The following is a 22400-nucleotide window of genomic DNA, read 5'->3' as shown; positions in this document are numbered from 1 at the left end:
CTTTCACTCTTATCGCTCAAGGAAAATATTAAACCTTGCATCAGGTTAGCACCTTGGTTTCCCACAGTGTTTTCACCTGCTTTTTTACAGAGAAACCGGTTGCTGGGCTTCATCGGGCCTGTCCCTCCGCCAGCTCGGGATAAGAGTATCCGCTCAATGAAATATCTTATCGTAAAAGGGCGGAAAGTGTCAATATGAATTAAAGCGATTACGCGCCTTTATTTCGGGAAGCAATGGAAAAACACAAACAAAAAACCGCAAATAGTATAGACTATTTTCAGATATATGTTATACTAATTCCACATTCAGCGAAATACAAATAAACCGGCAAAGGAAGGTTTTTATGAAATTAGTTGATTTAACCGCAGATCTTCAAGCATTACTTGCAAGTCCGAATGTGCATCATAATTTATCGGCTCCAAAACTTACCGAAAAAGTGATCAGCCGAAATGAAGGAACGCTGACATCAACGGGCGCCGTACGCGCCACCACCGGCGCATATACAGGCCGGTCACCTAAAGATAAATTTATCGTCCGTGAACAAAGCACAGAAAATCAAATTGATTGGGGCGCGGTGAATCAGCCCATTTCTGAAGAGGCGTTTGAAAAGCTGTACGCCAAAGTCGTCAGCTACTTAAAACAGCGGGATGAACTGTTTGTGTTTGAAGGATTCGCGGGAGCGGATGAAAAATACAGACTCCCGATTACGGTCGTAAATGAATTTGCGTGGCACAATTTATTCGCGCGCCAGCTGTTTATCAGACCGGAGACGGATGAAAGAGACACGCAAGCGCAGCCTTTCACCATTCTCTCAGCTCCGCATTTTAAAGCAGATCCGGAGACGGACGGCACGCATTCGGAAACATTTATCATTGTCTCTTTCGAAAAGCGCGTCATTTTAATCGGCGGCACCGAATACGCCGGAGAAATGAAAAAATCAATATTCTCCATTATGAACTTCCTGCTTCCGCAGCAGGATATACTGCCGATGCACTGCTCAGCCAATGTCGGTGAAAAAGGCGATGTCGCCCTGTTTTTCGGCCTTTCCGGCACAGGGAAAACGACGCTTTCAGCCGATGCGGACCGCAAACTGATCGGCGATGACGAGCACGGCTGGTCAGATTCCGGCGTTTTCAACATTGAAGGCGGATGTTACGCTAAATGTATCAATCTGAGCGAGGAAAAAGAACCGCAGATTTTTCGTGCGATCCGCTTCGGGTCTGTTCTTGAGAATGTCGTGCTTGATGAAAAAACGGGTGAAGCGGATTACGACAATTCCTTCTACACGGAAAACACAAGAGCCGCATATCCGATTGAGATGATCGGCAATATCGTGCAGCCGAGCATTGCCGGCCATCCGCAGGCGATCGTCTTTTTAACGGCGGACGCATTCGGCGTGCTTCCTCCGATCAGCAAACTGACGAAGGAACAGGCGATGTATCACTTCTTAAGCGGGTACACCAGTAAACTCGCGGGAACCGAGCGCGGCGTGACATCTCCGCAAACGACTTTCTCGACGTGCTTCGGTTCACCGTTCCTTCCGCTTCCGGCGCATGTATATGCCGAAATGCTCGGGCATAAAATCGACGAACACGGCGTTCAAGTCTTCCTGGTCAACACAGGCTGGACCGGCGGAGGGTACGGAGTCGGAGAACGGATGAAACTTTCGTATACAAGAGCGATGGTCAAGGCCGCTATTGAAGGCAGACTGAACCAGACTGACATGACTGCAGACAGCATTTTCGGCCTGCGCAGTCCCGTTCATGTTCCGGGCGTTCCGGATGAAGTTCTTCAGCCTGAAAACACATGGAGCGATAAACAAGCATACAACGAAAAAGCGCTGTTTTTAGCCAATGAGTTTAAAGAAAACTTTAAAAAGTTTTCCCATGCGGACTCGATTGCCAAAGCCGGCGGACCTCTCGTGTAATCAAAAATGCCAAGGGCGTTTATGCCCTCGGCTTTTGTTTTTTCAGTTTGTCGAATGGAGCGACGTGAGTCTGTATGTAATGCTTGTCCGGCCGTTCGCCCATTCGAGCTTTTGGACCTCGCCGGTGCCGGATTTCTCGCCGGTTTTCGTTTTGCGCACGTCCATCGGAATATCAAGAGGATAGACGCGGTAGCCCTCTTTCTCCAATAAAAAGATATTTTCCTCTATCCGTTTTTCATTGCCTTTTGTCACAATCATGGTATTAAATTCAACAGGCATTCCCAAAATGAAAATCCCCTTTCATTCTCTTATTCTTTATTATCATATCATAAATCAGGCATCTTACCGTGTCTTCATCCATTCCGCCAGCCGCCGGACAATGCGTCTGTTTTCCTGCGGCGGAAAATAATGCGTAAAACCGCTGTAATACCAAGTTTCCACCGGTTTCCCCGCCTCTTTCAGCTTGTCCTCGATCATTCGGGCGTGTTCGATCGAAACATTCTCATCATTCTCTCCATGGATGAGCAGCACAGGGGCCTGAATGCGGTCTGCGTTTTCAAACGGCGAACGCCATCTGTATTCATCCGGCACCTTTTTCGGCGTGCCTCCGATCACCCGCTTCATCATCCGCCGCATATCCTTCCGCTCTTCATAAGTAAGCACCATATCGCTCACACCGCCCCATGAAACGAGCGAAGCCGCTTGATGCCTCATTTCAATCGCGGTCAAAAGCCCCATGATTCCGCCCCGGGAAAAACCGAAAATATGCACCCGCCCTTCTCTGACGTTCGGATGCTCCCGAAGCAGGCGGAAAGCAGAAAACGCGTCCTCTCTGTCCTCTCCCGCAAAATCTTCATTTCCCTCGCCGCCCTGGTTGCCTCTGTAATAGGGCGCAAACACGACAAAGCCTTGGGAAGCGAATTGAACGATTCTTCCGGGGCGTACCATGCCGACATTTTTTATGCCGCCGCGCAAATATAAAAAACCGTCATATGTTCCCGGCGCCGCAGGCTCGGCAAGAAGCCCCTTTACCTTCAGCCCTTCTGACTCATAGCATACCTCAAAGAGGCGGATATGCGGACTCGGAGACGGGAACCTTTTCTTTTCTACCAGCAAAACAATGGCCTCCTTATATCATCAGTTTTTTTATTCTTTCCCAACGTGAATATGGGCACTCACACATTTTTTATACCCATCATACGATATGTAAAGCAGAAAAGGTTATTTTAACGCTTAAAACAAGGAGGTTACACCGTGAACAAATGGCTCAAAACGGGCTGCGTTTTTGTCATATGCGCCTTTTTCCTGCTCATTCTTCCGGCTTGCAGACAGGAAGAAAGTCTGACAAAGGTAAAGGTGGCGGAAGTCACACACTCCATCTTCTATACGCCTCTGTATGTCGCTGAAGCAAAAGGTTTCTTTAAAAAAGAAGGGCTCCAAGTGTCACTTCAAACAACATGGGGCGGAGACAAAACAATGACATCGCTTTTGTCAAACGGGTCAGACATCGCGCTGATCGGTTCTGAAACATCCATTTACGTGGAGGCGCAGGGAGCAAAAGATCCGGTCATCAACTTCGCGCAGCTGACACAGACGGACGGCACATTTCTCGTGTCACGGAAGGATGAGAAATCATTCAAATGGAGCGATTTAAAAGGAAAAACATTTCTCGGCCAGCGAAAAGGCGGCATGCCCCAAATGGCCGGTGAGTACGTCCTGAAAAAGAATCACATAGAGCCGAAAAAAGACATTAACCTCGTTCAAAACATTGATTTCGCCAATATTTCCAACGCATTCGCATCCGGAACGGGTGATTATGTGCAGCTGTTTGAACCGACGGCATCCCAATTTGAAAAAGAAGGCATCGGCCATATCGTCGCATCCTTCGGAGAAGCTTCCGGCCAAATGCCATACACAACCTTTATGGCAAAAGAAAGTTATTTGAAAACCAATGAAAAGACGGCGGAAAAATTCACCCGCGCCATCTATCGCGCCCAGCAATGGGTGGAAAGCCATCCGGCCAAAGACATCGCAAAAACGATTCAGAAGGAATTTGCCGATACCGATCCGGCCATTATCGAAACATCAATAGAGCGATATAAAAAACAAAAGTCATTCTCTGCAGACCCAGTTCTGCAAAAGGATGAATGGGAACAGCTTCAATCTATTATGGATGAGGCCGGAGAGCTTCCGAAACACATTCCGTACAGCAAACTCGTCAACACAAAAATCGCCAAAAAAGTCACCTCAGAACAATAGGAGGAACATGAATGTCTTTTTTACATGTGGATCATGTAACACATACTTATTTCTCGCTGAAAGAAAAGACAACCGCCGTGAAAGATATACATTTTCAGATTGAAAAAGGGGATTTCATCTCCTTTCTCGGGCCGAGCGGATGCGGAAAAACAACACTCCTGTCCATTCTGGCCGGCCTTATCACCCCTGCGCAAGGCCGGGTGCTGATTGAAGGAAGCGTGCCGAACCATAAAGAACACCAAATCGGTTATATGCTTCAGCAGGATTATTTATTTCCTTGGAAATCAATTGAGGAAAACGTGCTGCTCGGTTTACACATTTCAAAAACATTAACAGAAGAAAAAAGAGCTGAAGTTCTCAGCCTTCTGCCTAAGCTCGGATTAATCGGCGTTGAAAAGAAATACCCGAAAGAGCTGTCAGGCGGGATGCGGCAGCGGGCGGCACTTGCCAGAACTCTTGCGCCAGATCCGGGACTGCTGCTCCTTGATGAACCGTTTTCCGCGCTGGACTTTCAAACGAAGCTTTCCTTGGAAAACCTTGTCTTCAGAACATTAAAGGATTTTCAAAAAACCGCCGTGCTCGTCACCCACGATATCGGTGAAGCCATCGCCATGAGCGATACGATCTATTTATTTTCGAATCAGCCGGGCACCATCCACCAAATATTCACCGTGCCTAAGGAGCTCGCGGCTTTAGATCCGTTTGACGCGCGTCAGGATCCAGCCTTTCAGCCGCTGTTTCAAACCATATGGAAGGAGCTGAATTCCCTTGAAAAACAGCAGCGGAACGATTGAACAGCTTCATCAGCAGTTTAAGAAAAGACACCAAAAAGAAAAGCTCCGGATCCGTGCGTATCAGGCCGCCATTTTTATCGTATTTTTTGCCGGATGGGAAATATCGAGCAGGGCGGGCTGGATCGATCCGTTAATCTTCAGCTCACCCTCCGCCGTTTGCAGGCTTTTAGTTGAAAAGATTGCGGACGGATCCCTTGCGGCGCACATCGGCGTAACCTTAGGGGAAACCGTTCTCGGCTTTTTGCTCGGCACGTTTCTCGGCACATGCCTCGCCGCTCTGTTATGGTGGTCAAACAGGCTCGCCCGGGTTTTAGACCCGTACCTCGTCATTTTAAACGCGATGCCGAAGGTCGCACTCGGACCGATTCTCATCGTGGCACTCGGACCGAATTTCACAAGCATTGTCGCCATGGGAGCAGTCATCAGTGTCATTATCACGACAATCGTCGTCTTTACGGCTTTTCAGGAAGTGGATGAAAACTATATTAAAGTGATGAAAACCTTCGGAGCGAAAAGAAGCATCATGTTTAAAGAAGTCATTCTGCCGGCATGCGCTCCCGCGATTATTTCCGCGCTTAAAGTGAACGTCGGTTTATCCTGGGTCGGTGTCATCGTCGGCGAGTTTCTCGTTTCCGAAAAAGGTCTGGGCTACATGATCATTTACGGATTCCAGGTCTTCAATTTCACTCTTGTGTTCTTAAGCCTTCTGATCATCGCAATTTTTGCGACATTGATGTATCAGGGAGTCGAACTGTTAGAAAGAAAATGGACGAAAGGAAAAATTTAAAAAAGACCCGTGCGTAAACGCCGGGTCTTCGTTTTTATGATTGAAATACGCCGTCCTCTTTCAGCTTTTTCAGACTGATCGGAAGCACCGAATCTTTCATAATGAAACTGAATTTTTTATTTCGCGGGAGATTCTCCGGCAGTTCGCTGAACAGCACCGGCCCCTTTGTTTCAAAATAGTCAGCCTGTTGTTCAAGCTTTTCAATATCGGCAAAATAAATATTCTTCACGATTACCTTTTCCCTGCCGAGAACTTTATACTGTCCGACGTACTTCAGATGTCTTACCGCGGCGCCGGTTTCTTCTTTCACCTCGCGCAGGGCCGCTTCCTCCGCACATTCCATCGGCTCCACTTTTCCGCCCGGAAATTCAAACCCCCGGTCTTCGTGCTCAGTCAAAAGCCACTTATCTCCATATCGGCATATGACCCATACGTGCTTCGGGCTGTCTGAAAAAGGCTGGTGTTCAAAGGAGAGCTGAACAGTGTTCTGATAATAGTCTTTAAACTCGTACATGTTTATCCCTCTAATCCGTTCCTTCATATCTTCCATACATCATACCACAGTTGCGTTTGTTCGGAAGCCCTTTATCAAAAATTCAGAGGAAAACCATCATACCCGCTAGTATAGCCTCCTTTGAAGCAAATGTTACGGTTTGCGCTTGAATTTATTTTTCAAAGTATCCAATAGGTCGACGAGCACCTGCGGAACCGGTATGCCCAGCGAGCTTGCCGTAATCACGATCTGAACCGATTCGTATAAGATATAAAACATGATAGCCAAATTACGGATGGCGCCTTCGGTATGAAGCAGCTGGTCAAAAAAATGGCAAACTGAGACTAATGCCAGGGTCACGATTTTTTTGACCAGCCGCGCAAAAAGCTTTCTTGCGCTCAGCTGCTGCAAAAGAGATTCTTTTAAGCTTGTACTGATAAACTCAATCGCCATGACCGATAGCAAAATCAGAAACGAATACTGAAAACCTCCGAAGAAAAACCCCGCTGCCGACACGATCACTGCAAAAAACGAAAAGATGCCAAAGTCTTTGCCCACTTGATCCAACATCCTTTCACAGAAACGGCCTTACATTATTCTATGAAAAGTGAATGGAACGGACTGGATTTTTCAGAAAAATGGACAACACCTCTCTTCGGCAGCCAAATAAAAGACCGAGTGCTTTATAGCCCCGGTCTTCCCTTGTTGATTATCCCAAATACGCTTTCAGCATCCAGTTATGTTTTTCGATATTCTGGTGAATGGCAAGCAGCATATCACCGGTCGTTTCGTCTCCTACCTCATCTGCGAGATCCATGCCGCTTTTCAGCTCTTCCGCAATGACAGTGAAATCATCATAAATGTTCTGTACCATTTGTTCTGCGCTCTCATTGCCTTCCGCTTCTTTTACAGACGCTGTCTTCAATGATTCCGTCATTGTGCCGATCGGCTTGCCGTTTAATGCCAGCAGACGTTCTGCCAGATCATCAATATATGTAGCCGTTTCGTTATACAGCTCCTCGAACTTTTCATGCAATGTGAAAAAGTCCTTCCCTTTGACGTACCAATGATAGTTATGTAATTTCACATACATGACCGTCCAGTTTGCAACTTGCTTATTGACTGCGTCCAATAGTTTTTCTGACATGCCTATCTTCCTCCTTTGGTTTACTATTGATATACCCTATATATCGTGTGTTAAAACAAAATTTTTAGCCCTTGATTTTACGGATGGAAAATATGTTATGATTTGTTAAAAAGGAGGGATTTCATGCTGCTTCTTCTGAGCTTCGGCTTTCTTATCGTGCTCGCCGTGCTGCTTTTATCCATCTGGTCGACTGTAAGAGCTTATAATGTAAAACATACGATTGACCCGCCGGAGGACGCATCAAAAGGCTTGACGGATAAAAAAAATCCTTAATGATGATGCGTCTGTTCCTCATGGCCGGAGGAATCATCGGCAGCTTCAGCACCCCCGACACGCACTTTTACAGTCGGCATATTATGCTGCTGTTTTGCCGTTACGTGGGATTGAACGGTATACACACCCTCTTCATCAAATTCAGTCCGCAGGTGATACGCCCCTTTTTCCTCCTTGGCCTTGCTTGTTTTGCTGCTGCCTTTTTTTCCTTCTTTCCATACTTCAAACATGACTTCATCCGCATCCGTGACACGCTTGCCGCCGTAAAAAACTTCCGCCTTGTATTCCGCTTTTTCATGCGGTGCAGTCGTTTCCGGTCCTGTAAGCTTGACCTCAAGCGCTTTAGGCTCTTCATCCGCGGAGGTTTTGTCCGAATTGCCCCCGCAGGAAGATAATAGAAATACCATACCGCACATACCTGCCAATACAGCCCGTTTCATCCCATCACTCCTTTATGTTTGCTTCTATTTTAGCAAACGCTTACACATAAGGTGTGACATTTTTTAGAAATATGTAAAAAAGCCTTTTTGCATGTCAGCAAAAAGGCCTGTTTTTTATCCGAACACTTTCAGCAAATCTTCTTTATCTTGTGACAGCCAGAAACGCATCAGGCGTTTCGCGCCTTCTAAATCATGAAGTTTCGCCTGGCCGCACTGTTTTTCGTTGGCCGCCGGAATCTCCGTAATATCGATGGCTTCTTTCAGCGTAGCGTCAAGCAGGTCTACAATTTCTTCCGCTGTCGGCTCGCCGCTGACAACAAGATAATAGCCTGTCTGGCAGCCCATCGGTGAGATATCTATGATGTCGAAGTGATCGTATTTCTCAGAATGTGTGCGAATCGTAAACGCAAGCAAGTGCTCAAGCGTATGAATCGTATCCGGCTTCATCGCCTGTTTGTTCGGCTGGCAGAAGCGAATGTCAAACTTATTCACGACGCCGTCTGTTCCGACTTTATGCACTCCGCAATGTCTTACATACGGAGCCACAACCGCATTATGGTCAAGCTCAAAACTTTCTACTGAAGGCATAATGGCACTCCCTTTTTTTCAGAATATGCATCCATTATAACACAGTTTTCCGATAAGAATTGTGGCGGAAGCTTTTCAATCTGAAATTTTTTTTCTATACTAGCATCAGAAAGGTGGTTTTTTGATGAAAACCATAATGATTGCGTTCATCCGCGGATACCAGAAGTTCATATCTCCGCTGACGCCGCCGTCATGCCGCTTTTATCCGACGTGTTCACAGTACGGAATCGAAGCCGTCAAGACTCACGGCGCATTAAAAGGCGGATGGCTGACACTGAAGCGGATTTTAAAGTGCCACCCTTTTCATCCGGGCGGTGTTGATCCCGTACCGGACAAAAAACAAAAACATTAGTCCATATGCTGGTAGCCGTCGATCACCAGATCAAGTTTACCGGTTTCAGGATCAATCACCAGACCGTGCACCGGCACATTGTCGGGGAATAGCGGATGGTGTTTAATGACGTTTACGCTGTCTGTAACACTCGCTTCTACTGAATCAAAGCTTTTCAGCCATTGATCAAGATCAACTCCTGAGTGCTTCAGCATGTCAATCCGCTCTTTCGGAATACCGCGGTCGATAATTTTATCGAGCATATCCTCGCTGTTGATTTTGCTCATGCCGCAATCATGGTGGCCGATAACGCAGACTTCATCGGCGTTTAATTCGTATACGGCCACTAAAAGGCTGCGCATGATACTTCCGAACGGGTGGGCGACAAGCGCGCCGGCACTTTTAATAATTTTCACATCGCCGTTTCGCATATTCATCGCATGCGGAAGCAATTCTACAAGACGTGTGTCCATACAGGACAAAATCGCCATTTTTTTATCCGGGAATTTAGATGTTTGGTATTTTTCATAATCTTTGTTTTTAGTGAACTGCTCATTAAATTGCATGATATCGTTTAGAAGACTCATCTTGGTGTTTCCTTTCTGCTTTTTTATTCACAATATAACATAAGACGGGTCATTTCGTCACTCCCCGCACGAGATGACAAAGTGCTCAATAAATAAGACAAACCCCATTGGGCTTGTCTTATTTTCCCATATTGTATTTTTTGTTGAACTGTTCGACTCTCCCGCCTTTTTCGTTGAACTTTTGGCGGCCTGTATAAAACGGATGGGTATCTGAGCTGACTTCCACTTTAATCAGCGGGTATGTTTTTCCGTCTTCCCACTCTGCCGTTTCCGCTGACGTTTTCGTAGAATGGCTTAAAAAGCGATAGCCGCTGTTCACATCTTGAAAAATCACTTGATGGTTATCCGGATGAATATCTTTTTTCATGCTGATCTCCCTTTCTCAAATCGTAATAATTACGTTTTATTTTAAACCTTAAATATCCGCTTGTCAATCATATATGCCCTGATCCCTTGATTTCTAAACCCTGCACATATATGGAATCGGAAGAATAATCTAATCGCTTCAGCAAATAATATAACCACATTACATAAAACGGTAATTTAGAAAGGCGGTTTATGATCGTGGATGATTTAGTATTAGCCAGAAGTCTGTTCGGGACAACCATGGGCTTTCATATTATTTTTGCGACGCTTGGTGTCGGCTTGCCTCTGATGATTTTAATGGCTGAATTGATTTATCAAAAAACAAAAGATCCTCATTATGCCATTATGGCGAAAAGGTGGACGAAGGCGCAGGCTGTTCTGCTCGGCGTGGCGATACCGACCGGAACGATCGCGGGTACACAGCTTGCCCTTTTGTGGCCCGGATTCATGGAGGTCATCGGCAGGGTGATGTCACTCCCGTTTCAGATTGAAATTTATGCTTTCTTTATCGAAGCGCTGTTTATGTCCATTTATGTCTACGCCGCTGACCGGCTGACTCCGGCGATGCGCATCATTGCCGTTATTTTCGTTTTGATCGGCGCCGCGGCATCTGCCGTCTTAATCACAAATGTTCACGCATTTGAAGGAACGCCGGCCGGCTTTAAAATTTCAAACGGCAAAATCACTGACGTCGAACCGTGGGCAGCGTTTTTTAATCCAAGCTTTTTCACCACCGCGGGCCATGTCGTTCTGACGGCTTTCATGACCGGGGCATTTATCGTTGCGTCAGTTGCGGCTTATAAAATGCTGAGAACGAGAAAACAGGAGCAGGTATACCGCTTTCACCGAAAAGCGCTGCTGCTCGCCTTAACGATCGGCGGGATATTCTCCATTATTGCCTCTTTAAACGGTCACGAGTCAGCCCAGCTTCTTTACGAATACCAGCCTGAGAAGCTTGCGGGCGCAGAAGGGCTGTTTGAAACTAGATCACACGCTCCGCTTGCGATCGGGGGTTTTACTGATGCAAAAGAAGAAAAAGTAAAATGGGCGATAGAAGTGCCGTGGGCTTTAAGCTTTTTGGCTGCAAACAGCTTTGATACCGTCGTCAAAGGATTGAACGCGTTTCCGAAAGACGAGTGGCCGCCTTTATTCATCCATACACTGTTTAACGGAATGGTCGGCATCGGAATGCTGCTCATTTTGTACTCAATCATCGGCATCGTGTGGAGAAAAATTTTAAAGAAAGACAGCTTTCCGACTTGGCTTTTGATTTTATTTTTAACCGCAGGACCGCTCAGTCTGATCGGAATTGAATTCGGGTGGATATTCGCTTGTACGGGGCGGCAGCCATGGGTGATTTACCATCTCTTGAAAACGTCTGATGTCGTCACGACAACCGGTTCAATCGGTTTGCTGTTCATCCTGTTTACGGTCGTTTACGCCATTTTGGCAGCCGCAGTCATTTATGTGCTGCTTTATTATTTCCGCAAACATCCCGTTGAGGAGGATGTAAAAGCGGCGGAATCCTAACTATAGAAAGGGCTGAATTAAAATGGACATTACCATGGATGCTCTCATTGCGATATCAATCGTATGGGGCTTCGTGTTTATCTACGCGGTCATGGCAACGATGGACTTCGGAGCCGGCTTTTGGTCGATGATTTATTTAAATAAAGAACAAACAAAGGCGACAAACATCGCCAACCGTTATTTGTCCCCGACATGGGAAGTGACCAACGTCTTTATCGTCGCAATCGTTGTCGCCCTATTCAGCTTCTTTCCAGGGGCAACCTTCGTGCTGGGAACCGTTTTATTGATCCCGGGGAGTATTATTTTGCTGCTTTTAGCCATCCGCAGCGGCTTTCTCGTTTTCTCCAATACGGCGAAGGAAAGAAAAATCATGAGATATATCTCCGGAATTTCGGGCTTCATTATTCCCGCTGTGCTGATTTTGGTCCTTCCGGTCACACACGGAGGGTTTATTGAGAAGACGGGCGGAGTGTATCAACTGAATTTGGCAAATGTCTTTACAAGCCTTAATGCGTATGCGTTTATCGGCTTTGCCATTTTAAGCACTTTATTTTTATCTTCACTGCTTCTGGCCGATTTTTCAAATGTTGCGGAAGAGGAGCATGCGTACCGCATCTACAGACGGAGCTCTTTACTAACAGGGCCGCTGTCGCTTCTTTTCGCCTTCTTCATTATGCTGACATTACGCTCTGAAGCCGGCTGGCTGTATACGGGGATGATGAAAGACAAGACATGGCTCATTCTGTCTGTCATCACATTTATCATTGCCGGCGTGGCTCTGTTTTTGCCGAATAAGCGCTTCGGCCGCAACCTCGGCAAACCGAGAATCGCCATGATCGCCATTGCGCTTCAATACTTTCTGGCAAGCTATGCATACGGACGGGCGCATCTTCCTTATATGATTTATCCGGATATTACGGTCATGTCAGGATTTACGGAGCCGGCAACCTTCAGGGCGCTGTTTATGACGTATATCGTCGCTTTCATCATTTTGTTTCCCGGGTTTTATTTCTTCTGGAAGCTCTTTATGAAAGACAGACGTTATATCCGCCAGGAGGAATAACAAAAATCAGGGCGGCTCATACTAATGGCGTACCTTTTATCTTGGAGGGGAGCCAGCATGGACCAAAAAATTCTGTGTGAAGTCAATAACTGTTCATATTGGGGCAGAGGAAACAAATGCACGGCCGACGCGATTTATGTGGTCAGCCATACAGGCGAAACCGCTGAAAAAAGTGAAGAAACGGATTGCAAAACCTTTAAACCGCATGATTTATAAAAGAAAAGAGCTGTTTTATACAGCTCTTTTTCATTTCCGCGCCGCAAGCCTTTTTGAAATCAGCCCCTGAGCCGGAGAAAATCGCGCGGATGAGAAGCATGGCAGAAAGGCGGTTCGTCGGCAAATATAGGCGGCAGACGGTACGATCAGTATCGCATTCATGACAAGCACAGAATTTTTTATCAAGATGTACATGTTTGCCCAGCCAGAAAGCAACACCTGCGATGTAAAGCCGACACTGTTTGAAGAATAAAAAAATCATCGCATCCGCCTATTAAAAAACCGGCTGATACAGCCGGTTCAAACGGGGGAAGGGGTGATAATGAACAATTTCAATATAACAGCAGCATACAGGCAGCTCAACTCGCTGAAATGTCTTTTTATCAGTTGTTTGTCGTAAAAACGTCCATTTGGGTGACGTATTTTCTCATTATTTCCTGATTGACTTCAACACCCAGTCCGGGACCGTCCGGAACAGAGATGAATCCCTCTTCGATACGTATGTCGGGAGTGACAATATCCTCCTCCCAGTATCGGTCTGATGAGGAAATATCACCCGGTATCGTAAATTGCGGCAGCGAAGCAAGCGCGACTGTCTGCGCTCTCGAAATGCCGGTTTCAAACATTCCGCCGCACCAAACCGGCATGTGATGCTCTCTGCATAAGTCATGTATTTTTAAAGCCTCTGTCAGGCCTCCTACACGCGCCGGTTTTATGTTAATGATTTTACAGCTCCCAAGCTCAATCGCCCGCCTTGCGTCATCATATGAGCATATGCTTTCATCAAGGCATACCGCGGTTCTCAAGTGTTTCTGCAGGTGGCGGTGATCGACAATATCATCTGCCTGAAGCGGCTGTTCTATCATCATGAGCTGGAATTCATCCAACTCTTTCAGCCTGCTGATGTCTTTCAGTTCATATGCCGAGTTGGCATCCGCCATCAGCGGTACGTTCGGAAAACGGCTGCGGATGGATCTGACCAGATCAACGTCATGGCCGGGCTGAATTTTTATTTTTATACGTTGATAACCTTCTTTTACGTATTGCTCAATTTCCCGAAGCATCTCATCAGCCGAAGCCAGACCCACCGCCACGCCGGCGGGCACTTTATCTCTTTTGCCCCCTAAGGCTTCTGCGAGAGATATCCCCTTTTTCTTGGCATATAGATCCCACACGGCTGATTCAAGCCCCGCTTTTGCCATGCGGTTTCCTTTGAAACGCGCGAGACTGTCAGGCACTTCTGACGGATGGAAAAACTCGCGGCCTACGACATTTGGGATGAAAAAATCTCTCAGCATATGCGCGCATGTCTGAATCGTTTCTTCTGTATACCACGGAGAAGAAAACGCCGATACCTCCCCCCAGCCGGTTCTCCCGGTTTCATCGATCGCTTCCACGATCAAAAATTTACGGTCCTGCAGCGTTTCAATACTTGTTTTAAACGGTTTTTTCAGCCTCATACTTACATGATAAAGGGTGATTTTTTCAATCTTAATCATGACAATTCTCCTTTACGAAGCTCATTCAGCCGATGTCTCATCAGTTTATTGGACGCGTTCCGCGGGAGCCCGTCAACCTCGAAAAAAGCAGCCGGTATTTTATATTTTGCAAGCCGCTCACGGCAAAAGGCGGTCAGCTCCTCAGAACTGACAGAAGAAGTCAGCACGAGAAAAGCATGCGGCACTTTCCCCCACTTCGGATCTTCGGCTCCCGAAACACCGGCCTCCGCTACAGCCGGATGGGCAAGCAGCGCCGCTTCCACTTCTGCCGGGTAGATGTTTTCTCCGCCTGAAATAATGAGGTCCGACCGCCTGTCCAGCACGTATAAAAACCCTTCATCATCCAAATAGCCAAGATCGCCCGTTTTAAACCATCCATTATGAAAAGCGGCCTGGTTCGCGTCGTCACGATGATAATACCCTTTCATTACATTCGGGCCTTTCACCGTAATTTCACCGTGTTCAAACGGCGCACAAGGGTTTCCGTCTTTTTCAATTCTAATTTCGCATGAAAACAGCGGTTTACCGGCCGAGCCGAGCTTGTCCATGCTGAATTCCGGAGAAAGCGTGACAATCTGTGAGCAGGTTTCAGTCAAGCCGTAAGATTGGAATACCGGAAATTGTTTCCTGCGGCATTCTTCGAGGAGCGGCAGCGGTGCCGGACCCCCGCCAAGCAGAATGCAGCGCAGTGATTCAGGACATTGTTCAGTTTCCGCAAGCAGGCCCGAAAGCATGGTCTGCACCGCTGAAATGATCGTGACCTGATGGGAGCTGATACTGTCCAGCACATCAGTGACAGAAAATTTTTGATGAAGCACGACAGGCATGCCGTAAATGACCGACTTAAACAGCGCAGACAGACCGCTGATATGAAACAGCGGCAGCGCAATAAGCCAGCGGTCCCGCTCCGTGACCCCCAGATTCAGCGCAGACGATACAGCGCTGGAATAATGATTACCGAAAGTCTGCTGCACCCCCTTCGGCCTTCCCGTTGTTCCTGACGTATACATAAGAGTCGCCGTATCATCAAGCGTTACATAAGCTTTCGGCTCCATGTCTCCCGCGGCTTTGGCCTGCAGCTCGTCCACATCCGCAGCGGCGACCGCAGATTCATAATCTTCGCGGCAAAAACCGTCCTCCGTCAATAAAAGCTTCGCCTGTGAATCTTCGAGCTGAAACAACCGTTCCTGTTTTGAGAGCTTCGTATTCAACAGCACAGCTTCCGCCCCTAATAAGAAGCAAGCGTGAACGGCATAAACCATTTCCGGTCTGTTAGAAAGCAAAATCGCGGCCCGGTCTCCTTTTTTAAGCGAGCAGTATTTGGACAGCCGCGCGGCCATTTGTTTAGAAGCATGATATAATTCTCTGAATGTCATCTGTTTGTTTTCAAATATGAGAGCGATTCTCTCTGGTGTCAGCTGAGCCCTTTGAATGAGCCAATTCGGCTGTTCTGTCAGCATGTTATCATCTCCGAGGTAAAAGTACTGTTTTTGAAAAGAAAACAGCTTGGACCAGAGCGGCTCAAGCTGTTTCGTAGTGTCATCTGATCACGGAAAACGAGGGAATTGACCGAAATCGGGACTGCGTTTCTCTTTAAAGGAATCGCGGCCTTCTTTCGCTTCGTCAGTCGTGTAATAAAGAAGCGTTGCATCTCCTGCAAATTGCTGAATTCCGGCGAGGCCGTCTGTATCTGCGTTAAATGCCGCTTTAAGGAAACGAAGGGCTGTAGGGCTTTTCTCAAGCATTTCTTCACACCATTTAATTGTTTCCTCTTCAAGTTTCTCTAATGGGACAACCGTATTGACAAGCCCCATGTCGAGCGCTTCCTGCGCGTTGTATTGACGGCACAGGTACCAGATTTCACGGGCTTTCTTATGTCCGACGATACGCGCCAGGTAACCTGAGCCGTAACCGGCATCAAAGCTTCCCACTTTCGGTCCGGTTTGGCCGAAAATCGCGTTATCGGCCGCAATCGTTAAATCACAGACGATATGAAGCACATGGCCTCCGCCGATGGCATAGCCTGATACCATTGCTACGACCGGTTTAGGAATAACGCGGATCAAACGCTGAAGATCAAGCACATTCAGACGCGGGATCTGATCGTCTCCGACATATCCGCCGTGACCGCGGACTTTTTGGTCTCCGCCTGAACAGAATGCTTTATCTCCCGCTCCCGCAAGAACGATGACACCAATATTGGAGTCATCACGCGCACGAGCAAACGCGTCAATCATTTCTGATACCGTCTTAGGAGTAAATGCGTTATGTACCTCCGGGCGGTTAATTGTTATTTTTGCAATACCGTTATACGTCTCGTACAGGATTTCATCGTACTGACGTTCACTTTTCCATTCTGCAGCCATTGATATGACCTCCTTCATTTTTGCCTGAGTCCGGCCGAAAAGCTATTTTCTTTATGCTTTACAAGCCGTATAAAAACTCACTTACTATCTTACCAAAAATTCGCGGCTGTTCCACATGTACCGTGTGCCCCGCCTGTTTGACAACCTCTATTTTACTTGATGGGAGCAGGTTATGCACCTTTTGATTAATAGCGCAAAACTTTTCATCCCATTCACCGCATATGAGCAGAACGGGTGCTTTGATGCGGTGTAATGCCTCCCACCAGGAAGGCTGTGAGCCCGTCCCCATTCCGAGCAGGCTGCCTGCAAGTCCGGACGGATTATTTTTCATCCTGCCGGCACGGATGGACGCCTTTACGCTGTCCGGCAGAGAAAGCTGCGTGGCAAACAACGGAATGCCCTCCCAATAATCGACAAACGATGTTATACCTTCCCGCAATATAAAGTCAGCAAGCTTCCGGTCTGACTGAATCCGCTTTTTGCGTTCCTGAAGCGTGCTGAGGCCCGGGGTTGTACTTTCCAAAACAAGCGCTGACACCCGATGCGGAAATGCCTGTGCAAAGGAATACGCAAGTCTTCCCCCCATAGAATAACCAATAAGTTTCACTTTGTGAAGTTTTAATTGATCAAAAACGGCGGCAAGGTCCGCAACCTGCCGGCTCGCACTGTACCTTGCCGCTTGCACAGGCGCGTCTGTCTCCCCGTGACCCAGGCAGTCAATCATCACCATTCGTTCGCCGGGAAACATGCCGCGTAAAAACATCCATGATTCTTTGCTGCCCGTAAATCCATGCAGACAAACAATAGCTTCAGATGATTCGTGTCCGCTATCAGCAGCACGATAGCACACGCCGTCGGCCGTTTTAACAGTTACAGTTTCCATTCTTTTTTCACTTCCCGCACTGCGGCCTGCAGCAGATCGCGATGGAATTGAACTCTTGATGTCCGATCTGTTTTCAGCTCGATTATATGAAGTCCGGGCTTGTCCGCCTGCGGCTGATACGCATCCTTAAATGCTTCCCATGTCTCAGGGCAAGTATACGTCCCGCCGTACAGTGCGGCGGCATGCCGGAAATCAAGACCCGTCGGCGTACCGAACAGTTCTTCAAAATGAGTCTTATCAGATGCCTGCGGCAAAAACGAGAAAATCCCGCCGCCATCATTGTTTATTAAAATAACCGTAAGCGGAATTCCAAGTTTTTTAGCCGCTAACAGCCCGTTTAAATCATGGTAAAACGATAAATCTCCAATTACAAGCGTGACAGGAGCTTTTGTACCTTCACACAGTCCCATAGCCGAGGAGACAACTCCGTCAATTCCGTTAGCGCCGCGGTTGGCATAGACACGGAAGGAGCGATCTTGTTTTTCAAAGAACGTATCCACGTCGCGAATCGGCATGCTGTTTCCGACAAAAATCGAACTGCCTTCAGGGACAAGGTACTGAAGCTGACGATATACATTTCCTTCAAATGATAAATCATCCATGCTCGCGTCCTGTAAATGACTCCGGAAACGCTCATTGACAAACTGCCATTTCTCAAGCCATCCGGACGGCCGCTTTCCGGTTTCAGCTGAACGGACCGCTTCCAAAAACACAGACGGATGGCAATGAATCATATGCGCGCCGGCCTGGGTGGGATCTCTCCATCCTCCGTCTTCATCGACGATAAACTGCTCAATGGCAGGATCATCTCTGAGCCATAAAAAGAGCGGTTTGGAAACCGGCATCGGACCGAAGCGGATCACAGCGTCCGGACGCAGCGCCTCTTTTATTTCTTCATCTTTTAAAAACGAGTCATAAGCATCAATAATCAGCGTCTTATCATGCTCCCCGTTTCGGAGGTTTGAAAGCGGATCAGCCAAAATCGGGAACTGAAGCATCTCGGCAAGCGCGATGATTTGCTGCTTTTCTGCTTCACCGTGAATTTCGCCGCAGACGATCATACCTCTTTCGGTCCCCGCAAGACGCTCTGTAATATGACAGAGAGAATCTTGATCAGCTGACTGAATCCCTGTTGTGACTGAGACGTGCCGCCCCTTTCTCATTCTATCAAAAGGTGCGGCTGATAAATCCGGCATCAAAGGCTCTCTGAGCGGCACATTGATATGGACTGGCCCCATCGGGCGCTTCCCGGCTTCACTTACGGCTCTGCCGGCCAATGTTCTGATATAGCTCAGCATTTGAGGATTTTCCTCAGGCAGAGCCGAGTCTGTGAAAAACTTAACAAAGTTACCGAACAGAAAATGCTGGTTAATCGCCTGAGGCGCCCCCACTTCCCTCAATTCATGAGGCCGGTCAGCAGTCAGGACAATAAGAGGCACTCTTGAATAATGAGCTTCAATCACGGCCGGATAGAAGTTAGCCGCCGCCGTTCCTGACGTACAAATCAGCATGACCGGACGCTGGCGGGCTTTTGCAAGACCGAGTGCGAAAAAACCTGCGGATCGTTCATCAATCTGTATATGGACTTGAATATCCGGGTGGGCCGCCGCCAAAACCGCCAAGGGAGTTGACCTCGACCCCGGGCAAACAACTGCGTCGGTGACACCCGATAGAGCGAATTCATCAATAAAGCTTCCGATATAATGTGTAATCGGGTTTGTCAAAGCCTTTCACCTCCTAAAGCAGAGATCATCGGCTTTAGTTTAATTTGTGTTTCTTCATATTCTGATTGCGGATCTGAATCTTCAACAATGCCGCAGCCTGCGAAAAGCCGCGCACTTTTGTCTTCAATCAGCCCTGATCGGATAGCCACGACAAATTCTCCGTTTTCCCTGCCGTCCATCCAGCCGATCGGTGCCGCGTACCATCCGCGTGTCATCGGTTCAATATCAGCGATAACTTCAACAGCTTTCTGCTGGGGAGCTCCGCCCAATGCCGGTGTGGGATGCAGCTTTTCAATTAAATCAAACAGCGAAGCGGACGTTTTAAGATGGCCTGTGATCGGTGTATATAGATGCTGAACACTTTTTGTTTTATATAATTGCGGACCTGCAGGCTTTTTCACATCGCTGCAGCTCGACAAGAAAGAATCGTGTATCATCTGAACCACAAAATCATGTTCCGCGAGATTTTTTTCGTCATGCAGCAGCTCTTTGCCGAGACGCTCATCTTCTTGTTGATTTTCTCCGCGCTTAATTGAACCTGCCAGACAGGTGGACATAACGTCTTTGCCGGATTTTTTGATCAGCCGTTCCGGTGAAGCGCCGACAAAGCATTTATCTCCCTGCTCAATCGCAAAAACATAGCTTGTCGTTTGGTCCGTCAAAAGCTTGCGGACAACGCTCTCCGCCGGAATAGGCCCATCATATGACAAAACGACTTCCCTTGCCAGCACGACTTTATCATATTGATTTGCTTTCATATCATTTGTTGCTGTTTTAATGGCTTCAAGCCAGTTTTCCACATCAAGTTCTTCCGCTTTTGTTAAAACAGGATATTCTTCATACTCGATTGAAGAAACTGAAAAAGCTTCCGAAAAAGATTTCAGACGTTTCAGCGTATCTTCTGCCTGATTACCGTCTGCCGCCCATTGATTGACGGTTAAATAATCACCATCTGCCGTCTTTGTCAGCATGAGTGAGGGGATAAAGAACAGTCCTTCTTCGAACCCGTTCCATTCGTCTCCTCTCTCTTCAGCGGGATTAAATGAAAAACCTCCGAATAAGACAGGGCCGACCGCGGTATGCGCCGCCTCTTCTTCTTCATGAATATGAAAAGCCGTCTTTTTAAAGCGCTCCCATTGTTCAAAAACGTCGTGATAACGCTTTCCATTTTTTTCATTCGATTGGAACAGCGCTTCTGTGCCAAGACCGACTATTGTTAATTCACTACCGGGTTCTGACCAAAAAAATCGTTTGCCTTTATATTTTTTTGCTCCGTCTTTGAAAAATGATAGAGGGTCTAAAGACGCAATACGTCTTGAATAGCTCAATAAGACAGCATGGTTGACTTGTTTGGCTTTATGTAATGCATGATCTGCTTCCTCTCGGAACGTATGCTGCACCGTTGTCACCATGAGACATTCCTCCATAATCCGTTAAATGCTTTTAATACAATACACCTGTGATGACTTTGTGTCAAACACACAGATGTGAGCACGACAAAATGCCTGCATTTCTTATTATAAACCTTTTTGCGCAAATGAATAAAGAAACAAACTTGAATTTTCTTTCCCCACTCTCGGCAATCACTGTATCCTTTTACTTCCTCATGGGAAAATGACTATTTTTATCCACCATTTTTCTGCGCAAAAGCGTTCATACTAACAGTAAGCATCACATAGAAACGAGGGATTGATGTGCTTACAAACGAACAGATCACACACTTAAAAAAAGAATTGGAAGAAGCCAGACATGATATTTTAAGCCGCTTTAAAGAAAATGATCAATTTCAGTTAGCTGATGAATTCCCGTATCAGTCATCCGGCGAATTGTCTTCCTATGACAATCATCCCGGCGATCAGGCGACCGAATTATACGAGCGGGAAAAAGACCTGGCTCTGCTCGACCATGAACGGGAACACCTTCGCGACATTGATTACTCTCTGAAACAAATTGAAAACGGCACATACGGCACATGTGAAGTCAGCGGCAAGGACATTCCTTATGACAGACTCGAAGCTCTGCCGACGGCTACGACATTGGCGGAATATTCCTCGCAGGATGCCGTTTCCAAAGACAGGCCGATTGAAGAGGAAACACCGTTCGGACAGTTTGAATTTGATGATGATGAATCAATCCGGGCGACTTACGATAGTGAAGATGCTTATCAGGATGTTGAGGAATACGGAAACTCAGAAACGCCTCAGGATTTAGAGGATCCTCCGCTCAGCTATGGGGATATGACAATGAACTCAGAAGAAAACATCGGCTATGCTGAGGATTATGAAAACTTTATCGCGACAGATATTACCGGAAAAAACATTTCCGTGTATCCGAGCAAAGCACACGAAAAATATGAACAGGAACTGGACGAAGAAGGAATTATGACGACCTTTGGCGATCTTCATGCTGATTAAAACCCCGGCCTGCCGGGGTTTTTGAATACAAATAAATGGTTTGCTACATTTTCACATTGAAAACTCATACACTTAATGGTGCATGAACCTTTTAAAAGGTTTAATATTTCCAAAAAAGGGAACTAACGTATTGACATTGAATGACGGAGGGAACAAATGAAAAAGAAGTATATCGGTGCGATTATTGTATTTATCATTACATATGTCTTGTTTTCTTTAGCGGGGGTTCTCTTTCCCATCGACCGTGAATGGTATGACGCGCTGCAAAAACCTGACTGGACGCCGAGCGGATCAGTGATCGGCATCATATGGGCGGTTTTGTTTGCGCTTATTTCGCTCTCAGCAGCCTTGATATACCCAAAGTTTTCATGTAAAGAATCCAAAGCTTTTTGGGTGATGCTTCTCATCAATTATATCGTGAATCAAGGATTCAGCTATTTTCAATTCACACAGAAAAATTTGCTTGCTGCATCTATCGATTGCCTGCTTGTGGCTGTGACAACACTCATTCTGTTGCTCATTGCCGGTAAATACAGTAAAGCTTCAGCCTGGCTTCTGGTCCCTTATTTATTATGGAGCGCTTTTGCCACATACCTGTCTTTTACCATTTACACTATGAACGCATAATAAAAAAACCTTGCATAGGGGACTGACCCCCGTTTTTGAGACAGGGATCAAAACACCTTTAAGCAGCCAGCTGTCGGTATGTGACC

General features: G+C 46.8%; 27 protein-coding genes and 1 riboswitch. Of the genes, 11 read left to right on the top strand and 16 right to left on the bottom strand.

The window, feature by feature from the left end; genetic code table 11:
- Positions 1-6: 6 nt before the first annotated feature.
- A riboswitch (SAM riboswitch) is annotated at positions 7-146 on the bottom strand.
- Between the two features lie 197 nt (positions 147-343).
- Complete coding sequence (gene pckA / locus BGM27_RS04845; protein WP_007408828.1) at positions 344-1927, top strand: phosphoenolpyruvate carboxykinase (ATP); 1584 nt, start codon at positions 344-346, stop codon at positions 1925-1927.
- Between the two features lie 42 nt (positions 1928-1969).
- On the opposite strand, the gene BGM27_RS04840 is transcribed toward pckA, so the two are convergent.
- Both BGM27_RS04840 and BGM27_RS04835 read right to left on the bottom strand, forming a co-directional pair.
- Positions 1970-2212 (bottom strand): DUF2584 domain-containing protein, encoded by a 243-nt coding sequence (locus tag BGM27_RS04840; protein ID WP_003152249.1) that lies wholly within the window; start codon positions 2210-2212, stop codon positions 1970-1972.
- A gap of 57 nt (positions 2213-2269) precedes the next feature.
- Complete coding sequence (locus BGM27_RS04835) at positions 2270-3043, bottom strand: alpha/beta hydrolase family protein (protein WP_007408829.1); 774 nt, start codon at positions 3041-3043, stop codon at positions 2270-2272.
- Between the two features lie 138 nt (positions 3044-3181).
- Between BGM27_RS04835 and BGM27_RS04830 the strand changes: the two genes are divergently transcribed.
- The 3 genes from BGM27_RS04830 to BGM27_RS04820 are packed head-to-tail and all read left to right on the top strand — an operon-like array spanning position 3182 to position 5767.
- A complete protein-coding gene (locus BGM27_RS04830; protein WP_007408830.1) occupies positions 3182-4186 on the top strand; it encodes an ABC transporter substrate-binding protein in 1005 nt (334 codons plus the stop codon).
- 11 nt (positions 4187-4197) lie between these two features.
- Positions 4198-4980 carry an ABC transporter ATP-binding protein gene (locus BGM27_RS04825; RefSeq protein ID WP_007408831.1) on the top strand — a complete coding sequence of 261 codons (783 nt, stop codon included), beginning with the start codon at positions 4198-4200 and terminating at the stop codon, positions 4978-4980.
- Positions 4955-5767 carry an ABC transporter permease gene (locus BGM27_RS04820; protein ID WP_007408832.1) on the top strand — a complete coding sequence of 271 codons (813 nt, stop codon included), beginning with the start codon at positions 4955-4957 and terminating at the stop codon, positions 5765-5767. Before BGM27_RS04825 ends, BGM27_RS04820 begins: the two co-directional genes overlap by 26 nt.
- Before the next feature lie 34 nt (positions 5768-5801).
- On the opposite strand, the gene ytkD is transcribed toward BGM27_RS04820, so the two are convergent.
- From ytkD to BGM27_RS04805, 3 genes are all read right to left on the bottom strand, one after another.
- Positions 5802-6281: an RNA deprotection pyrophosphohydrolase gene (gene ytkD / locus BGM27_RS04815; RefSeq protein ID WP_007408833.1), complete on the bottom strand. Its 480-nt coding sequence runs from the start codon at positions 6279-6281 to the stop codon at positions 5802-5804.
- Positions 6282-6413: 132 nt separating this feature from the next.
- Positions 6414-6818, bottom strand: a complete 405-nt coding sequence (locus BGM27_RS04810; RefSeq protein WP_007408834.1) for a phage holin family protein — start codon at positions 6816-6818, stop codon at positions 6414-6416.
- Positions 6819-6969: 151 nt separating this feature from the next.
- Positions 6970-7407 (bottom strand): Dps family protein, encoded by a 438-nt coding sequence (locus BGM27_RS04805; RefSeq protein WP_007408835.1) that lies wholly within the window; start codon positions 7405-7407, stop codon positions 6970-6972.
- A 123-nt stretch (positions 7408-7530) separates the two neighbouring features.
- Between BGM27_RS04805 and ytzI the strand changes: the two genes are divergently transcribed.
- Positions 7531-7680 (top strand): YtzI protein, encoded by a 150-nt coding sequence (gene ytzI, locus BGM27_RS04800; RefSeq protein ID WP_007408836.1) that lies wholly within the window; start codon positions 7531-7533, stop codon positions 7678-7680.
- On the opposite strand, the gene BGM27_RS04795 is transcribed toward ytzI, so the two are convergent.
- A complete protein-coding gene (locus BGM27_RS04795; protein ID WP_020954287.1) occupies positions 7677-8120 on the bottom strand; it encodes a FixH family protein in 444 nt (147 codons plus the stop codon). The genes ytzI and BGM27_RS04795 overlap by 4 nt on opposite strands.
- Positions 8121-8234: 114 nt before the next feature.
- Positions 8235-8708, bottom strand: coding sequence for an S-ribosylhomocysteine lyase (locus tag BGM27_RS04790; RefSeq protein WP_003152237.1), 474 nt, complete (start codon positions 8706-8708; stop codon positions 8235-8237).
- Positions 8709-8832: 124 nt separating this feature from the next.
- Here BGM27_RS04790 and yidD point away from each other — a divergent pair, with 124 nt between their 5' ends.
- Entirely contained in the window at positions 8833-9060 is a 228-nt protein-coding gene (yidD, locus tag BGM27_RS04785; RefSeq protein WP_007408838.1) for a membrane protein insertion efficiency factor YidD, read from the top strand.
- On the opposite strand, the gene BGM27_RS04780 is transcribed toward yidD, so the two are convergent.
- Together BGM27_RS04780 and BGM27_RS04775 are read right to left on the bottom strand one after the other, a co-directional pair.
- Positions 9057-9626: a beta-class carbonic anhydrase gene (locus tag BGM27_RS04780; RefSeq protein WP_003152233.1), complete on the bottom strand. Its 570-nt coding sequence runs from the start codon at positions 9624-9626 to the stop codon at positions 9057-9059. The two genes, yidD and BGM27_RS04780, sit on opposite strands and share 4 nt — an antisense overlap.
- Positions 9627-9744: 118 nt before the next feature.
- Complete coding sequence (locus BGM27_RS04775) at positions 9745-9993, bottom strand: type B 50S ribosomal protein L31 (RefSeq protein ID WP_007408839.1); 249 nt, start codon at positions 9991-9993, stop codon at positions 9745-9747.
- A 197-nt stretch (positions 9994-10190) separates the two neighbouring features.
- Between BGM27_RS04775 and BGM27_RS04770 the strand changes: the two genes are divergently transcribed.
- The 3 genes from BGM27_RS04770 to BGM27_RS04760 are packed head-to-tail and all read left to right on the top strand — an operon-like array spanning position 10191 to position 12801.
- Complete coding sequence (locus BGM27_RS04770) at positions 10191-11522, top strand: cytochrome ubiquinol oxidase subunit I (RefSeq protein WP_007408840.1); 1332 nt, start codon at positions 10191-10193, stop codon at positions 11520-11522.
- A 22-nt stretch (positions 11523-11544) separates the two neighbouring features.
- Positions 11545-12585 (top strand): cytochrome d ubiquinol oxidase subunit II, encoded by a 1041-nt coding sequence (locus BGM27_RS04765; protein WP_007408841.1) that lies wholly within the window; start codon positions 11545-11547, stop codon positions 12583-12585.
- A 57-nt stretch (positions 12586-12642) separates the two neighbouring features.
- The gene (locus tag BGM27_RS04760; protein WP_007408842.1) at positions 12643-12801 is read left to right on the top strand and encodes a DUF1540 domain-containing protein; all 159 of its coding nucleotides are present in this window, start codon (positions 12643-12645) and stop codon (positions 12799-12801) included.
- On the opposite strand, the gene BGM27_RS04755 is transcribed toward BGM27_RS04760, so the two are convergent.
- The 7 genes from BGM27_RS04755 to BGM27_RS04725 all read right to left on the bottom strand — a co-directional run bounded on the left by BGM27_RS04755 (position 12782) and on the right by BGM27_RS04725 (position 20685).
- Positions 12782-13063 carry a hypothetical protein gene (locus BGM27_RS04755; RefSeq protein ID WP_007408843.1) on the bottom strand — a complete coding sequence of 94 codons (282 nt, stop codon included), beginning with the start codon at positions 13061-13063 and terminating at the stop codon, positions 12782-12784. The two genes, BGM27_RS04760 and BGM27_RS04755, sit on opposite strands and share 20 nt — an antisense overlap.
- Positions 13064-13184: 121 nt before the next feature.
- Complete coding sequence (menC, locus tag BGM27_RS04750; protein ID WP_007408844.1) at positions 13185-14300, bottom strand: o-succinylbenzoate synthase; 1116 nt, start codon at positions 14298-14300, stop codon at positions 13185-13187.
- Complete coding sequence (locus BGM27_RS04745) at positions 14297-15760, bottom strand: o-succinylbenzoate--CoA ligase (protein WP_007408845.1); 1464 nt, start codon at positions 15758-15760, stop codon at positions 14297-14299. Before BGM27_RS04745 ends, menC begins: the two co-directional genes overlap by 4 nt.
- An 87-nt stretch (positions 15761-15847) precedes the next feature.
- On the bottom strand, positions 15848-16666 hold the full coding sequence (gene menB / locus BGM27_RS04740; protein WP_007408846.1) for a 1,4-dihydroxy-2-naphthoyl-CoA synthase: 819 nt from the start codon (positions 16664-16666) through the stop codon (positions 15848-15850).
- 58 nt (positions 16667-16724) lie between these two features.
- Positions 16725-17549 (bottom strand): 2-succinyl-6-hydroxy-2,4-cyclohexadiene-1-carboxylate synthase, encoded by an 825-nt coding sequence (gene menH, locus BGM27_RS04735; RefSeq protein WP_007408847.1) that lies wholly within the window; start codon positions 17547-17549, stop codon positions 16725-16727.
- Positions 17537-19273: a 2-succinyl-5-enolpyruvyl-6-hydroxy-3-cyclohexene-1-carboxylic-acid synthase gene (menD, locus tag BGM27_RS04730; RefSeq protein ID WP_007408848.1), complete on the bottom strand. Its 1737-nt coding sequence runs from the start codon at positions 19271-19273 to the stop codon at positions 17537-17539. Before menD ends, menH begins: the two co-directional genes overlap by 13 nt.
- A complete protein-coding gene (locus BGM27_RS04725) occupies positions 19270-20685 on the bottom strand; it encodes an isochorismate synthase (RefSeq protein WP_007408849.1) in 1416 nt (471 codons plus the stop codon). The genes menD and BGM27_RS04725 overlap by 4 nt, the downstream gene beginning before the upstream one ends.
- 282 nt (positions 20686-20967) lie before the next feature.
- Between BGM27_RS04725 and BGM27_RS04720 the strand changes: the two genes are divergently transcribed.
- Positions 20968-21687, top strand: a complete 720-nt coding sequence (locus BGM27_RS04720; RefSeq protein WP_007408850.1) for a TraR/DksA C4-type zinc finger protein — start codon at positions 20968-20970, stop codon at positions 21685-21687.
- Between the two features lie 156 nt (positions 21688-21843).
- Positions 21844-22314: a TspO/MBR family protein gene (locus BGM27_RS04715; protein WP_007408851.1), complete on the top strand. Its 471-nt coding sequence runs from the start codon at positions 21844-21846 to the stop codon at positions 22312-22314.
- The last annotated feature ends 86 nt before the right edge of the window (positions 22315-22400 follow it).

It is taken from the genome of Bacillus sp. FJAT-27001 (assembly GCF_019039175.1).
GTDB lineage: Bacteria > Bacillota > Bacilli > Bacillales > Bacillaceae > Bacillus > Bacillus velezensis.
The sequence above is the reverse complement of the archived record's forward strand: the minus strand, read 5'-3'. Positions and strand labels throughout refer to the sequence as shown.